This window comes from Clostridium sp. DL-VIII (assembly GCF_000230835.1).
Lineage (GTDB): Bacteria > Bacillota > Clostridia > Clostridiales > Clostridiaceae > Clostridium.
The window spans coordinates 458,065-471,521 of record NZ_CM001240.1; the positions used below are offsets into that span (position 1 = coordinate 458,065).

A 13,457-nucleotide genomic window follows, 5' to 3' on the forward strand; every position below is an offset into this window, starting at 1 on the left:
TAAATTTAACAAAGTAGAATTGTAGAAAAGTGCAATTTTAAAATAATACAGGAGGTGCAATTATGTCAAGAGTAGGTAGATTACCAATAGCTATTCCTGCTGATGTAACTGTTACTGTAACACCAGATAATGCTGTTACAGTTAAGGGACCAAAAGGTGAGCTAGTTAAGACTATGCATAAAGATATTAGTATAGCTGTTGAAAACAATGAAGTAATTGTTACTAGACATAGTGAACAAAAAGATCACAGAGCTCTTCACGGTTTGACAAGAGCATTAATTAATAATATGGTAATTGGAGTAAAGCAAGGTTACCAAAAAACTTTAGATTTAGTTGGTGTTGGTTATAGAGCTCAATTACAAGGAAAGAAACTTGTAATGAACCTTGGATATTCACATCCAGTTGAAATTGAACCTATTGACGGAATCACATTTGAAACTCCAGCTGCAACTAGAGTAGTAGTTAGCGGAATCGACAAAGAAAAAGTTGGATTTGCAGCAGCAGATATAAGAAAATGGAGAGTACCAGAACCATATAAGGGCAAAGGTATTAAGTATGAGAACGAAGTGATTAGACGTAAAGAAGGTAAGACTGGTAAGAAATAATAGAAAGGAGTGAGTTTTATGTTCAAAAAGGTAGACAAAAAAGCAGGTAGAGAAAAGCGTCACCTTAGAGTTCGTAGAAAAGTTTCTGGTACTGCAGAAAGACCAAGACTTTCAGTTTTTAAGAGTGAAAAGAATATTTATGCACAAGTTATTGATGATATAAATGGAGTTACACTAGTAGCTGCTTCAAGTTTAGACAAAGATTTTGCTGCTAAAGGTGGAACTAAAGAAGGTGCTAAACTTGTTGGAGAAGTTGTTGCCAAGAGAGCTATAGAAAAAGGAATTGATGCAGTGGTATTTGATAGAGGCGGATACATATATCACGGAAGAATTCAAGAATTAGCACAAGCAGCTAGAGAAGCAGGCTTGAAATTCTAATAAACAAGGAGGGAAATAAATGAGAATCGATCCTAGTACACTAGACCTTAAAGAAAAGGTTGTTTTTATAAACAGAGTTACTAAGGTTGTTAAGGGCGGTAGAAACTTCAGATTCAGCGCTCTAGTTGTTGTCGGTGATGAGAACGGACACGTTGGAGTTGGAATGGGTAAGTCAATCGAAATCCCAGAAGCAATTAAAAAAGGAATAGAAGATGCTAAGAAAAACTTAGTAAGTGTTGCAATGGTAGGAACAACAATTCCTCACCAAGTGAATGGTAAATTTGGAACTGCAAATGTTCTAATTATGCCAGCTAAAGAAGGTACAGGAGTTATCGCTGGAGGCCCAGCTAGAGCAGTACTTGAATTAGCTGGATTAAAGGATGTTAGAGCTAAATCATTAGGCTCAAACAATCCTAATAACATGGTAAGTGCTACAATAAACGGATTAGCTAGTTTAAGAACAGCTGAAGATATAGCTAAATTAAGAGGCAAATCTGTAGAAGAAATATTAGGTTAGGAGGCATTGCAATGGCTAAATTAAGAGTTACATTAGTAAAGAGCTTAATCGGTAGAAAGAAGGACCATATCGCTACTGCAAATGCTCTTGGACTTAAAAAAATAGGTAAAATAGTAGAACCTGAGGCAACACCTCAAGTACAAGGTATGATAAAAAAGATTGAATATCTACTAAAAGTAGAAGAAGTATAGAATAAGGAGGTGCACTGAATATGAAACTTCACGAATTAAAACCAGCAGAAGGTAGCAAAAAAGCACCTAAAAGAATTGGTAGAGGTACTGGTTCTGGCTTAGGAAGAAATGCTGGTAAAGGTGAAAAAGGCCAAAATGCAAGATCAGGCGGTGGTGTAAGACCTGGTTTCGAAGGTGGTCAAATGCCTTTATATAGAAGACTTCCTAAGAGAGGTTTTACTAACATTTTTGCAAAGAAGATTGTTAGTATAAATCTTGACAGATTAAATATTTTTGAAGATGGTACAGAAATTACTCCAGAAGTATTACTTGAAAGAAGAGTAGTAAGTAAAGTATTAGATGGAGTTAAGATTCTTGGAAACGGGACATTAGAAAAAAGCTTAACAGTTAAAGGATGTAAGTTCTCTAAGTCTGCTATAGAAAAGATTGAGGCAGCTGGGGGAAAAGTTGAGGTGATGTAAAGTGCTTCAAACTCTACGTAATGCATTCAAGGTTCCTGAACTTAGAAAAAAGATTCTATGGACAATATTATTAGTTGCAGCTTTCAGGTTAGGAAGTCATATTCCTCTTCCTGGAATTAACTCTGATTATTTGAAAAACCTATCAAATTCTGGTGGTTTATTAGGATTTTATGATATGCTTTCTGGAGGTGCTTTTAGTAGATCTAGTATATTAGCATTAGGAGTTATGCCATATATTAATGCATCAATTATAATGCAGCTATTAACTGTTGCTATACCTCAAATGGAGCAACTTCAAAAAGAGGGAGATACAGGAAGGAAAAAGATACAGAGCGCTACGCGTTATGTATCTCTTGGAATTTCATTTATATTAGCTTATGGAATTCTAGCTACAATCTCAAGTAGTGGTGCTACAAATGGGATAAACTTAATGCAAAAGCTTATTATTGTGTTTGCGTTAGTAGTTGGAACAACATTCTGTATGTGGCTTGGAGACCAAATTACAGTTAAAGGTATTGGTAATGGAACATCTATTTTGATATTCATTAATATAATTTCAAGAGTTCCAATGACAATTGGGTCAATGATGACAATGCAGGAAGCTGGGAGTGCAAGTATTGTAGAAATTATATTATTTGGAGCGTTTATTGTGCTTTTACTTGGAACCATCCTATATTTCTCTTTATCAGAGAGAAGAGTTACTGTACAATATGCAGGCAAATTCTCCTCTGGAAATAGTAATATGGTAAAATCACAATCGACTCATATTCCATTAAGTATAATAGGATCTGCCGTTCTTGCAATTATATTTTCCATGTCAGTAATGGATTTTCCAAGGACAATTGCAACACTGTTCGGTGGCGATAAAGAGTGGGCAAAATGGATATTGACTAATAATACAAGTATATTTAATTCTAAGAGTTGGATGTATTTGGTATTATATGCAGTACTAACAATATTTTTTAATTGGTTCTATACTCAAATTACTTTTAAACCTGACGAAATGTCTGAAAATCTTCATAAATCAGCAGGTTTTGTACCAGGAGTAAGACCAGGAGAAGAGACCACAATATTTTTTGAAAGAGTTTTGAATAGAGTATCTTTTATTGGAGGAATTTTAGCTGCAATTTTAGCTGTTACTCCAAAGATTATAGAGAATTATACACAATTTCAAAATATAGCTTTTTCAGGAACAGGACTATTGATTGTTATAAATGTTGCATTAGATTTTACGAGAAGAGTAGAATCACAAATGATAGTTAGACATTATAAAGGATTTCTTAAATAGATTAGAATAAATGGAGATGAAGCCAGTGAAGATAGTATTACTAGGACCTCCAGGAGCTGGAAAGGGAACACAGGCTAAGTCAATCAGTAATAAATATTCAATACCACATATTTCTACGGGAGATATTTTTAGAAAAAACATTTCTGAAAACACTCCTCTAGGAATAGAAGCAAAGAGTTACATGGATAACGGACAGTTAGTTCCTGATGAAGTAACAATTAACATGGTTAAGGATAGATTGCAACAGGAAGATTGTAAGGTTGGATATTTACTGGATGGTTTTCCTAGAACTGTGGCTCAAGCTGATGCTCTTAACAGCTTTCTTATAGAGAGAGACGAACAATTAGATACTGCATTACTAATAAAGGTACCTAATGAATTCATTTTAGAAAGAATGACTGGTAGAAGAGTTTGCCCATCGTGTGGAGCAAGTTATCACGTTAAATTCAATCCTCCAACAAATGAAGGAAAATGTGACCTGTGTGGAAGTGAGATTATACAAAGAAAAGATGATACGGTTGATACTGTAAAAGAAAGACTTGATGTATATGAAAGAGAAACACAACCATTAGTTGAATTTTACTCTGAAAAACAATTGCTTTCAGAAGTAGATGGCACAAAAGCTATAAATGATGTTTTCAGAGGCATATGTGAAATACTGGGGAACAATAAGTAATGATTATAATAAAAAATCATGATGAAATAGCCATAATGAAAAAAGCAGGTAGAATAGTAGGAGAAACATTGCTATTGCTTGAAGAAGAAGTAAAACCCGGAGTGACAACTGCAGATTTAGATAGAATAGCAGAAGAATTTATAACTAAGCATGGAGCAAAACCTTCATTTAAAGGCTTATATGGTTTTCCTTCGTCACTGTGTATTTCAGTAAATGAGCAGGTAGTACATGGATTTCCAGGAGAGTATGTTCTTAAAGAAGGGGACATAGTTAGTGTCGACTGTGGGGCATTCTTTGATGGATTTCATGGGGACGCAGCAAGAACATTTCCTGTTGGAAATATCTCTGCAGATGCTCAAAAATTAATTGATATAACAAGGGAAAGTTTCTTTGAAGGTATAAAATTCGCTAGAGAAGGAAATAAATTAACTGATATATCACATGAAATACAAAGCTACGTAGAAGCAGCAGGTTTCTCAGTTGTAAGAGATTTTGTAGGGCATGGGATTGGGCGAAAGGTTCATGAAGATCCTAATGTACCTAATTTCGGTAAGTCTGGTAAGGGGCCAAAGTTGCTTAAAGGTATGGTATTAGCAATAGAGCCTATGATTAATGCGGGTACCTATAAGGTAAAAACGTTGAAAAACGGATGGACAGTTGTAACCGCAGATTCTTCTTTATCAGCGCATTATGAAAATACAGTTGCAATTTTATCAGATGGACCTGAAATATTAACACTGATTAAGTAGAAAAAAGAGTGTTGCTTAGTTATAAATTTGCATAATACCATTGTGGTAGTGTTAATTTATACTAAGGTAATCATAGAGGTGAAAAATTTGCAAAACAATGACTTGATTGGAAAAGTAGTACTTTCAAAAGCAGGAAGAGATAGAGATTACTTATATGTTGTTGTTAGGCAGATAGATAATAATTATGTATTACTAGCAAATGGGGATACAAAGTTAATTGATATGCCTAAGAAGAAAAAGATTAAACACTTAAGTATTTTAGAAGATGTAGATAATGAATTGTTTTCATTAATACAATTATGCGATAAGAGTACTGATTTAAAGATTAAGAGATTCCTAAAACTTAGAGGCATTGTTAAGGAGGGTTGATTACCTTATGTCAAAAGATGATGTTATAGAAATGCAAGGTACAGTCCTAGAATCTTTACCAAATGCTATGTTTCAAGTTGAGCTTGAGAGTGGCCATAAGATTCTAGCACACATATCAGGTAAATTAAGAATGAACTTCATAAGAATTTTACCAGGAGATAAAGTTACAGTGGAACTTTCTCCTTATGATTTAACGAGAGGTAGAATTACGTGGAGAGCAAAATAAAGTAGATATAACTTACATTTAAGATCTACTACAAAAGTAATATGAGGAGGGTTAGCTATGAAAGTAAGACCATCAGTTAAGCCTATTTGTGAAAAGTGCAAAGTAATCAGAAGAAAAGGAAAAGTAATGGTAATCTGTGAAAATCCTAAGCACAAGCAAAAACAAGGCTAATGATCAACTTACAATATTATCTGCATTAAAATAAATGTAAATAATATTGACATTTCAGCAAAAGTCAAATATGATTATATAGTCGTTTAATTAATCAAAAATAAATTTTAGGGCGGCTGGCAATGGAATGGTTCTATTGACCTAGAATTTTATTATAAATATAAAAATATAAAATCTGTTATACATTTCAATTATCAGGAGGTGTAAATTTTAATGGCAAGAATATCAGGTATTGACCTACCAAGAGAAAAAAGAGTTGAAATAGGTTTAACTTATATATATGGTATAGGATTATCAACTTCACAAAAAATCTTAGCTACAACAGGAATTAATCCAGATACAAGAGTTAAGGATTTATCAGAAGATGAAGTTAACGAAATCAGAACTTATATCAACAAAAATTTAATGGTTGAAGGTGACTTAAGAAGAGATGTCGCTTTAAATATCAAGAGATTAGTAGAAATAGGATCATATAGAGGAATTAGACATAGAAGAGGTCTTCCAGTAAGAGGACAAAAAACTAAGACTAATGCAAGAACTAGAAAAGGTCCTAAGAAAACTATAGCTAATAAGAAGAAATAGTAAGGAGGGAAGATAATGGCAGCTCAAAAAGTAAAGAAGACTAGAAGAAGAAAAGAAAGAAAAAATGTTGAGCATGGTGCTGCACACATTAAGTCAACTTTTAATAATTCAATAGTTACTTTAACAGATGCAGTAGGAAATGCTTTATCATGGTCAAGTGCAGGAGCACTAGGCTTTAGAGGATCAAGAAAGAGTACACCATTTGCAGCTCAAATGGCAGCAGAAACTGCAGCTAAAGTAGCAATGGAACACGGCTTAAAAAGTATAGAGGTTTATGTTAAAGGACCTGGTTCAGGAAGAGAAGCAGCTATAAGATCCTTACAAGCAGCAGGATTAGAAGTAACTTTAATAAAAGATGTTACTCCAATACCACATAATGGTTGTAGACCACCAAAGAGAAGAAGAGTCTAATATAACCGTAGTAATAGGAGGTGTAATTTAATGGCAAGATATACTGGCGCTACATGTAGATTATGTAGAAGAGAAGGTATGAAACTTTTCCTTAAGGGTGATAGATGTTTTACAGATAAATGTGCTTTTGTTAGAAGAAGCTATGCACCAGGGCAACATGGGTCAAACAAAAAGAAAGTATCGAACTATGGTGTTCAATTAAGAGAAAAGCAAAAAGCAAGAAGAATTTATGGCATATTAGAAGGCCAATTTAGAACATATTATGAAAAAGCTGAGCATATAAAAGGTATTACAGGTGAAAACTTACTTAGATTACTAGAAATGAGACTTGATAACGTAGTTTATAGATTAGGTTATGGTGCATCAAGAAATGAGGCTAGACAATTAGTAACTCATGGACATTTCTTAGTAAATGGTAAGAAAGTTGATATTTGTTCATACAATGTTTCAGTTAATGATGTAATTACTGTATGCGAAAAGAGCAGATCAAGTGAAAAGTTCAAGACTTTTGTTGAAAATCCAAAGACTTTACCAAAATGGTTAGAAGCTAATGTTGATAACTATGAAGGAAAGGTAGTTGCAGAGCCATCAAGAGAAGATATAGATGTGCCTGTTAACGAAACACTTATTGTTGAGTTATACAGTAAATAATATATTTATATTTGTTAGAGAAATTTATCACAATATATGCAAATATAGAATCAGTTGCCCTCATAATAAGGTTGCCATTTATAATATAAGGAGGGTTTGTCAATGTTAGAAATCGAAAAGCCAATAATAGAATGTATAGAAGCTAATGAAGATGGTACTTATGGTAAGTATGTTGTTGAGCCACTAGAAAGAGGATATGGTATTACATTAGGAAATGCCCTAAGAAGAATATTATTATCATCTCTTCCTGGAGTTGCAGCAACCTCTGTCAAAATTGATGGAGTACTTCATGAGTTTTCTACCGTTCAAGGAGTTAAAGAAGACATTACTGAATTAATTCTTAACATTAAATCATTAGCTCTAAGAATGAATGGTGAAGGTCCAAAAGTTATTTATATTGATGCTAAAGGACCAGGTGAAGTTACTGGAGCTGATATAAAGACTGATGGAGATGTTGAAGTTGTTAATAAGAATTTACATATTGCAACTTTAGATAACGATGGAAGACTTTATATGGAATTAACAGTTAATAAGGGAAGAGGATATGTCACTCAAAATAAAAATAAGAGTGAAGAATTACCAATTTCAGCTATAGCAGTTGATTCTATTTATACACCAGTAAAAAGAGTTAATTTTACTGTTGATAATACAAGAGTTGGTCAAATTACTGATTATGATAAATTAACTTTAGAAATTTGGACTAATGGAACTATAAAAATAGATGAAGCCATTAGTTTATCAGCAAAAATACTTATTGAACACTTTAAATTATTCATGTCATTAACAGATAATACCAATGATGTTGAAATAATGATAGAAAAAGAAGACGATAAGAAAGAAAAAGTCCTAGAAATGACTGTAGAAGAACTTGACTTATCAGTTAGATCATATAACTGTTTAAAGAGAGCCGGAATTAATACAGTCCAAGAACTTGCTACAAAATCTATGGATGATATGATGAAAGTAAGGAATCTAGGAAAGAAATCTTTAGAAGAAGTTGAAAGAAAGCTTAAAGAATTAGGTTTAGCCCTAAAACTAACCGAGGAGTAAGGAGGTAAATCCATGGCAAGTCATCGTAAATTAGGTCTTCCTACAGACCAAAGAAGAGCTATGCTAAGAAATCTTGTTACTAGTCTATTAAAACATGGTAAAATCGAGACAACTGAAACAAGAGCTAAAGAAACTAGATCAATAGCAGAAAAAATGATTACTCTTGGAAAAAGAGGAGATCTTCATGCTAGAAGACAAGTTTTATCTTATGTTCAAGAAGAATTAGTTGTTAAGAATTTATTTGATAATGTAGCTCCAAAGTATACTGAAAGAAATGGCGGATATACAAGAATGATTAAAAAAGGTCCTAGAAGAGGGGACGGAGCTGAGATAGTAATACTTGAATTAGTATAATACAATTTCTAATAGGGATTAGGTTTAGACTTAATCCCTATTTTGACATATAAAAATAAAAATGAGATTAATATATTATAGAGAGGTTTTTTATTAGTTTATTAAAAAAATCGCTTTTTATTGAACGTATGAAATTTTGATATATAATTAAACTATTAATGTAGTAATTTATACATTGGTATAAGACATTTGTATAATATATTAACAATAAAACATCATGGAGGGTTACTATGAGTGATGCAATGGTAAAATGCACAAATGTATCTTTTAAATATATAAAAGACTCAGATGGAGTTAAAGAAGAAAAGTATGCAGTAAAGGATGTCAATTTAAGTGTAAAAAAAGGTGAATTTTTAGTTATATTAGGGCATAATGGATCAGGAAAATCAACAATAGCTAAGCATATGAATGCATTGGTAGTACCTACAGAAGGTACAGTAGTTGTCGATGGACTCGATACAACTGATCCAGATAATGTATGGAATATTCGGTCTAAAGCTGGAATGGTATTTCAGAATCCAGATAATCAATTAGTTGCTACAATAGTTGAAGAGGATGTAGCCTTTGGACCTGAAAACCTAGGAGTTGAGCCATCAGAAATAAGAAAAAGAGTTGATGAAAGTTTAGAAAAAGTTGGGATGAGCAAGTATAAAAAGCATGCACCACATCTTTTATCTGGAGGACAGAAGCAAAGAATTGCAATAGCAGGAATTCTTGCCATACAACCTGAATGTATAATTTTTGATGAACCAACAGCCATGTTAGATCCACTAGGAAGAAAAGAGGTTCTAAAAACTATTAGAGATCTTAATGAGAAACATGGTATTACTATAGTTCTAATAACTCACTATATGGATGAAGCTGCACAAGCAGATAGAATCATAGTAATGGATGGTGGAAGTGTTATGATGGAAGGTACGCCAAGAGAAATATTCCCACAGGTAGAGCGCATGAAAAAGATAGGATTAGATGTTCCGCAGGTAACAGAATTAGCTTATGAATTAAAAAAGGCAGGAATAAATATAAATGAAAAAATATTAAATGTAGATGAGATGGTGAATGAATTATGTCAATTAAAGTAGAAAATTTAACACATATATATGCGCCTAAAAGCCCTTTTGAAAAGATTGCCTTGAATGATGTATCTTTAGAGATAAAAGATGGGGAATTTGTGGCACTAATTGGGCACACTGGTTCAGGTAAATCAACATTAATTCAGCATTTTAATGGATTATTAGAAGCTACTAGCGGAAAAATAATTGTAGATGGAGTAGATATTACAAGTAAGAGCGCTAAATTAATTGATATTAGGAAAAAAGTTGGATTAGTATTTCAATATCCAGAATATCAGATTTTTGAAGAGACTATAGCTAAAGACATTGAATTTGGACCTAAAAATTTGGGACTCTCTGATGAAGAAATTAAAGATAGAGTGATTGAATCTATGAAAATGGTTGGTCTTGACTACGAAACATATAAGGATAAATCGCCATTTGATTTGAGCGGAGGTCAAAAAAGAAGAGTTGCCATAGCTGGTGTAATAGCTATGAAACCTACAACTTTAATTTTAGATGAGCCTACAGCAGGCCTAGATCCTAAAGGTAGAGACGATATTTTAAATCAAATAAGTAAGTTACATAAAGACTATAATATGACAATAATTATAGTCAGCCATAGTATGGAGGATGTTGCAAAAATTGCGGAAAGAGTTATTGTAATGAATCATGGCGGAGTAGCATTACAAGGAACACCGGCAGAAGTATTTAAGGAAATTGATATGCTTGAAGAAATAGGTCTTGGTGTACCGCAGGTAACATATTTGGTTAGGGAGTTAAGGAAGAAGGGTTTTAATATTTCAGATAATGTATTTACAATAGAAGAAGCTAAGAAAGAACTCTTGTCCATTCTAAATAAAAATAAGGTAAGAGAGGAGTAGACAAGACTATGTTGAAGAATATCACAATAGGGCAGTACTTGCCGGGTGAATCGTTTATTCACAAGTTAGATCCTAGAACGAAGATTTTAATATCTATATTTTTTATTGTGTGCCTATTTATTATAGACAAATTTATTGGATATACGGCTATAGTTGTATTTTTGCTTGCGATAATTCTAGTAGCAAAAATTCCATTTAGGTTTATTTTTAATGGATTAAAACCTGTTTTTTTATTGATTGCTCTAACTGCTATTTTAAATATATTTATGGTTAGAGGTGCAGAAGGAACTGAAATATTTAGTATGGGTTTCTTAAAAGTATATCCAGAAGGATTGAATACAGCAATATTTATGGCTATAAGATTAGTCTTATTAATAGTAGGAACATCATTACTAACATTAACTACATCTCCTATTGAATTAACAGATGGAATTGAAAAGCTACTTAAGCCAATTGGAAAAGAAATAGCGCATGAATTAGCTATGATGATGACGATAGCATTAAGATTTATCCCTACATTAATTGATGAAACGGATAAGATAATGAAGGCACAGAAGGCTAGAGGCGCTGATTTTGAATCAGGTGGAATCATAAAGAAAGCTAAGAGTTTAGTACCATTATTAGTACCGTTATTTATAAGTTCGTTTAGAAGAGCTGATGAGTTAGCTATGGCTATGGAAGCAAGAGGATATAGAGGTGGAGCAGGAAGAACTAGAATGAAAGTATTAAAGTTTTCATCTAGGGATACAATATCATTTGCTATATCCGGATTACTGTTTTTATGGTGCTTGACAGTTAGATTTATATTAACATAGGATTAAGGGATATAAATGAGAAATATAAAATTAATAATTGAATTTGATGGGAGTAACTTTTGTGGATGGCAAAGGCAGCCTAAGGGAAGAACTGTTCAGAAGGTAATAGAAACAGCTATATATAAAGCAACAGGCGAAGAAATTCAGATTAATGGAAGTTCTAGAACTGATGCAGGAGTCCATGCAAGGGAAATGGTTGCAAATTTCTTCACTGATAGCACAATACCTGGAGATAAGTTTAGAGAGGCTATAAATACAAGGTTACCAGAGGATGTATCTATAATCAAATCAGAAGAAGTGGATCAAGAGTTTCATGCTAGATACTCATCAAAAGGTAAAACATATTCATATACAATTGTGAATAGAAGTGAAAGATTATCTTTGGGGCATCAATACTTATATCATTATAAGTATAGGTTAGATGTAGATAAAATGAGAAAAGCCTGTAATTATTTTATAGGTAAGCATGATTTTAAGGCATTTATGTCTCCGGGGAGTTCTATAAAAACTACTATAAGAACAATTACAGAACTTTATATAGAACAAGACGGAGAAAAAATAAAGATATTTATAACAGCTGATGGTTTTTTATATAATATGGTAAGAATAATAGTAGGAACCTTAATAAAGGTCGGAAATGAGAAATTAGAAGTAGAAGATATAGAAGATATAATAATAGAAGGAAATAGAAAACGTGCAGGAATGTGTGTGCCGCCAAATGGATTAATACTAGAAAAAGTTTTTTATTAAAAAGATGTTGACACACCCGCATCCGTGTATTATAATTAGGTTTGTTTGTTAAATCGTTTATGTATATAAGATCCACTAGCCCCGGGTCTTGACATAAAAAATTTTACTTATAAGAAGTAAAGAATTAATGTAAGTTCAGGGAGGGAAACAGATGAAATCATACATTGCTAAAGCAAGTGAAATCGAAAGAAAATGGTATGTTGTTGATGCTGCTGGTAAGCCACTAGGTAGAGTTGCTAGCCAAGTTGCTTCAATTTTAAGAGGTAAAAATAAGCCAATATTTACACCTAACGTTGACTGCGGAGACTTCGTTATCGTAATTAACGCAGAAAAAGTAGTTTTAACTGGTAAGAAGTTAGATCAAAAATTAATGAGAAAGCATAGTCTTTATCCAGGCGGATTAAAAGAAACTCCATATAGAGTAGTATTAGATAAGAAACCTGAATTCGCTTTTGAAGAAGCTGTTAGAAGAATGCTTCCAAATGGTGTATTAGGAAGACAAATGTTAAAGAAACTAAACGTATATAGAGGTGCTGAACATAATCATGCAGCTCAAAAACCAGAAGTACTAGAATTAAGATACTAATACGATCTCGGGAGGAGGAATAAGAAATGGCAAAAGTTCAATACATGGGAACTGGAAGAAGAAAGAAATCAGTTGCAAGAGTAAGACTTGTACCAGGAAATGGTAAGGTTGTTGTAAATAAAAGAGAAATAGAAGAATTTTTTGGTTTAGAAACATTAAGAGTTATCGTAAACCAACCATTAGTTCTAACAGGAACTAAGGATAAGTTTGACGTTTTAGTAAATGTTCACGGTGGTGGATTTACAGGTCAAGCAGGAGCTATCAGACACGGTATTGCTAGAGCACTAGTTAAATCTGATGAAGCTTTAAAGACAGAAATAAAGAAGGCTGGATTCTTAACTAGAGATTCAAGAATGAAAGAAAGAAAGAAATACGGTCTTAAAAAAGCAAGAAAAGCTTCACAATTCTCAAAGAGATAATATTTGGAGTTTCAGAAATCCCACAAATCAAGTATTTGTGGGATTTTTTTATGTAAAAATATATTAAAACTCATTACTTATTCCTTTTTCTATTAAGAGTACTATTTTTTACTTAAAGGTATTATTGTATTTTTTCGATTCTGTTTTTATTTAGCTTATCATAATCTTGTTTTCTATGTCTATAGCTTTATTTTTTTCTTCTTTTACGATGCAATTTACATGATTATATTACCTTCCGTAGACGTAATATAATATCACAGGATATTAACTAT

At 32.8% G+C, this 13,457-nt stretch carries 22 protein-coding genes; all 22 read left to right on the forward strand.

Going from position 1 to position 13,457, the window contains the following annotated elements; all coding sequences use genetic code 11:
• Window positions 1-62 precede the first annotated feature (62 nt).
• The 22 genes from rplF (at window position 63) to rpsI (ending at window position 13,185) form a co-directional block, all read left to right on the forward strand.
• Window positions 63-605, forward strand: a complete 543-nt coding sequence (gene rplF / locus CDLVIII_RS02210; protein WP_009167827.1) for a 50S ribosomal protein L6 — start codon at window positions 63-65, stop codon at window positions 603-605.
• A gap of 18 nt (window positions 606-623) precedes the next feature.
• Window positions 624-983 carry a 50S ribosomal protein L18 gene (rplR, locus tag CDLVIII_RS02215; protein WP_009167828.1) on the forward strand — a complete coding sequence of 120 codons (360 nt, stop codon included), beginning with the start codon at window positions 624-626 and terminating at the stop codon, window positions 981-983.
• 19 nt (window positions 984-1,002) lie between these two features.
• Window positions 1,003-1,500 (forward strand): 30S ribosomal protein S5, encoded by a 498-nt coding sequence (gene rpsE / locus CDLVIII_RS02220; RefSeq protein ID WP_009167829.1) that lies wholly within the window; start codon window positions 1,003-1,005, stop codon window positions 1,498-1,500.
• 11 nt (window positions 1,501-1,511) lie between these two features.
• The gene (gene rpmD / locus CDLVIII_RS02225; RefSeq protein WP_009167830.1) at window positions 1,512-1,691 is read left to right on the forward strand and encodes a 50S ribosomal protein L30; all 180 of its coding nucleotides are present in this window, start codon (window positions 1,512-1,514) and stop codon (window positions 1,689-1,691) included.
• A gap of 20 nt (window positions 1,692-1,711) precedes the next feature.
• Window positions 1,712-2,152 (forward strand): 50S ribosomal protein L15, encoded by a 441-nt coding sequence (rplO, locus tag CDLVIII_RS02230; protein WP_009167831.1) that lies wholly within the window; start codon window positions 1,712-1,714, stop codon window positions 2,150-2,152.
• A 1-nt stretch (window position 2,153) separates the two neighbouring features.
• On the forward strand, window positions 2,154-3,440 hold the full coding sequence (secY, locus tag CDLVIII_RS02235) for a preprotein translocase subunit SecY (RefSeq protein WP_009167832.1): 1,287 nt from the start codon (window positions 2,154-2,156) through the stop codon (window positions 3,438-3,440).
• 25 nt (window positions 3,441-3,465) lie between these two features.
• The gene (locus CDLVIII_RS02240) at window positions 3,466-4,116 is read left to right on the forward strand and encodes an adenylate kinase (RefSeq protein ID WP_009167833.1); all 651 of its coding nucleotides are present in this window, start codon (window positions 3,466-3,468) and stop codon (window positions 4,114-4,116) included.
• Window positions 4,116-4,865: a type I methionyl aminopeptidase gene (map, locus tag CDLVIII_RS02245; RefSeq protein ID WP_009167834.1), complete on the forward strand. Its 750-nt coding sequence runs from the start codon at window positions 4,116-4,118 to the stop codon at window positions 4,863-4,865. Before CDLVIII_RS02240 ends, map begins: the two co-directional genes overlap by 1 nt.
• 87 nt (window positions 4,866-4,952) lie before the next feature.
• The gene (locus CDLVIII_RS02250; protein ID WP_009167835.1) at window positions 4,953-5,234 is read left to right on the forward strand and encodes a KOW domain-containing RNA-binding protein; all 282 of its coding nucleotides are present in this window, start codon (window positions 4,953-4,955) and stop codon (window positions 5,232-5,234) included.
• Between the two features lie 7 nt (window positions 5,235-5,241).
• Complete coding sequence (infA, locus tag CDLVIII_RS02255; RefSeq protein WP_002582630.1) at window positions 5,242-5,460, forward strand: translation initiation factor IF-1; 219 nt, start codon at window positions 5,242-5,244, stop codon at window positions 5,458-5,460.
• 57 nt (window positions 5,461-5,517) lie between these two features.
• Window positions 5,518-5,631 (forward strand): 50S ribosomal protein L36, encoded by a 114-nt coding sequence (gene rpmJ / locus CDLVIII_RS02260; protein ID WP_003156543.1) that lies wholly within the window; start codon window positions 5,518-5,520, stop codon window positions 5,629-5,631.
• A gap of 213 nt (window positions 5,632-5,844) precedes the next feature.
• Complete coding sequence (gene rpsM, locus CDLVIII_RS02265; RefSeq protein WP_009167836.1) at window positions 5,845-6,213, forward strand: 30S ribosomal protein S13; 369 nt, start codon at window positions 5,845-5,847, stop codon at window positions 6,211-6,213.
• 15 nt (window positions 6,214-6,228) lie between these two features.
• The gene (rpsK, locus tag CDLVIII_RS02270; protein WP_009167837.1) at window positions 6,229-6,624 is read left to right on the forward strand and encodes a 30S ribosomal protein S11; all 396 of its coding nucleotides are present in this window, start codon (window positions 6,229-6,231) and stop codon (window positions 6,622-6,624) included.
• Between the two features lie 30 nt (window positions 6,625-6,654).
• Window positions 6,655-7,275 (forward strand): 30S ribosomal protein S4, encoded by a 621-nt coding sequence (gene rpsD, locus CDLVIII_RS02275; RefSeq protein ID WP_009167838.1) that lies wholly within the window; start codon window positions 6,655-6,657, stop codon window positions 7,273-7,275.
• Window positions 7,276-7,377: 102 nt separating this feature from the next.
• Window positions 7,378-8,325 (forward strand): DNA-directed RNA polymerase subunit alpha, encoded by a 948-nt coding sequence (locus CDLVIII_RS02280; RefSeq protein ID WP_009167839.1) that lies wholly within the window; start codon window positions 7,378-7,380, stop codon window positions 8,323-8,325.
• Between the two features lie 12 nt (window positions 8,326-8,337).
• On the forward strand, window positions 8,338-8,679 hold the full coding sequence (rplQ, locus tag CDLVIII_RS02285; RefSeq protein ID WP_009167840.1) for a 50S ribosomal protein L17: 342 nt from the start codon (window positions 8,338-8,340) through the stop codon (window positions 8,677-8,679).
• Between the two features lie 230 nt (window positions 8,680-8,909).
• The gene (locus tag CDLVIII_RS02290; protein ID WP_009167841.1) at window positions 8,910-9,761 is read left to right on the forward strand and encodes an energy-coupling factor transporter ATPase; all 852 of its coding nucleotides are present in this window, start codon (window positions 8,910-8,912) and stop codon (window positions 9,759-9,761) included.
• Window positions 9,746-10,615, forward strand: a complete 870-nt coding sequence (locus CDLVIII_RS02295) for an energy-coupling factor transporter ATPase (protein ID WP_009167842.1) — start codon at window positions 9,746-9,748, stop codon at window positions 10,613-10,615. The genes CDLVIII_RS02290 and CDLVIII_RS02295 overlap by 16 nt, the downstream gene beginning before the upstream one ends.
• An 8-nt stretch (window positions 10,616-10,623) precedes the next feature.
• Entirely contained in the window at window positions 10,624-11,430 is an 807-nt protein-coding gene (locus CDLVIII_RS02300) for an energy-coupling factor transporter transmembrane component T (RefSeq protein WP_009167843.1), read from the forward strand.
• A 15-nt stretch (window positions 11,431-11,445) separates the two neighbouring features.
• Window positions 11,446-12,180, forward strand: coding sequence for a tRNA pseudouridine(38-40) synthase TruA (gene truA, locus CDLVIII_RS02305; RefSeq protein WP_009167844.1), 735 nt, complete (start codon window positions 11,446-11,448; stop codon window positions 12,178-12,180).
• Window positions 12,181-12,331: 151 nt separating this feature from the next.
• Window positions 12,332-12,766, forward strand: coding sequence for a 50S ribosomal protein L13 (gene rplM, locus CDLVIII_RS02310; RefSeq protein ID WP_009167845.1), 435 nt, complete (start codon window positions 12,332-12,334; stop codon window positions 12,764-12,766).
• A gap of 26 nt (window positions 12,767-12,792) precedes the next feature.
• Window positions 12,793-13,185, forward strand: coding sequence for a 30S ribosomal protein S9 (gene rpsI / locus CDLVIII_RS02315; RefSeq protein ID WP_009167846.1), 393 nt, complete (start codon window positions 12,793-12,795; stop codon window positions 13,183-13,185).
• Window positions 13,186-13,457: the final 272 nt, after the last annotated feature.

Bases quoted from the DNA above. Each gene is read 5' to 3' on its own strand.
- rplF (WP_009167827.1), top strand. From the start codon at position 63: ATGTCAAGAGTAGGTAGATTACCAATAGCTATTCCTGCTGATGTAACT.
- rplR (WP_009167828.1), top strand. From the start codon at position 624: ATGTTCAAAAAGGTAGACAAAAAAGCAGGTAGAGAAAAGCGTCACCTT.
- rpsE (WP_009167829.1), top strand. From the start codon at position 1,003: ATGAGAATCGATCCTAGTACACTAGACCTTAAAGAAAAGGTTGTTTTT.
- rpmD (WP_009167830.1), top strand. From the start codon at position 1,512: ATGGCTAAATTAAGAGTTACATTAGTAAAGAGCTTAATCGGTAGAAAG.
- rplO (WP_009167831.1), top strand. From the start codon at position 1,712: ATGAAACTTCACGAATTAAAACCAGCAGAAGGTAGCAAAAAAGCACCT.
- map (WP_009167834.1), top strand. From the start codon at position 4,116: ATGATTATAATAAAAAATCATGATGAAATAGCCATAATGAAAAAAGCA.
- infA (WP_002582630.1), top strand. From the start codon at position 5,242: ATGTCAAAAGATGATGTTATAGAAATGCAAGGTACAGTCCTAGAATCT.
- rpmJ (WP_003156543.1), top strand. From the start codon at position 5,518: ATGAAAGTAAGACCATCAGTTAAGCCTATTTGTGAAAAGTGCAAAGTA.
- rpsM (WP_009167836.1), top strand. From the start codon at position 5,845: ATGGCAAGAATATCAGGTATTGACCTACCAAGAGAAAAAAGAGTTGAA.
- rpsK (WP_009167837.1), top strand. From the start codon at position 6,229: ATGGCAGCTCAAAAAGTAAAGAAGACTAGAAGAAGAAAAGAAAGAAAA.
- rpsD (WP_009167838.1), top strand. From the start codon at position 6,655: ATGGCAAGATATACTGGCGCTACATGTAGATTATGTAGAAGAGAAGGT.
- CDLVIII_RS02280 (WP_009167839.1), top strand. From the start codon at position 7,378: ATGTTAGAAATCGAAAAGCCAATAATAGAATGTATAGAAGCTAATGAA.
- rplQ (WP_009167840.1), top strand. From the start codon at position 8,338: ATGGCAAGTCATCGTAAATTAGGTCTTCCTACAGACCAAAGAAGAGCT.
- CDLVIII_RS02290 (WP_009167841.1), top strand. From the start codon at position 8,910: ATGAGTGATGCAATGGTAAAATGCACAAATGTATCTTTTAAATATATA.
- CDLVIII_RS02295 (WP_009167842.1), top strand. From the start codon at position 9,746: ATGTCAATTAAAGTAGAAAATTTAACACATATATATGCGCCTAAAAGC.
- CDLVIII_RS02300 (WP_009167843.1), top strand. From the start codon at position 10,624: ATGTTGAAGAATATCACAATAGGGCAGTACTTGCCGGGTGAATCGTTT.
- truA (WP_009167844.1), top strand. From the start codon at position 11,446: ATGAGAAATATAAAATTAATAATTGAATTTGATGGGAGTAACTTTTGT.
- rplM (WP_009167845.1), top strand. From the start codon at position 12,332: ATGAAATCATACATTGCTAAAGCAAGTGAAATCGAAAGAAAATGGTAT.
- rpsI (WP_009167846.1), top strand. From the start codon at position 12,793: ATGGCAAAAGTTCAATACATGGGAACTGGAAGAAGAAAGAAATCAGTT.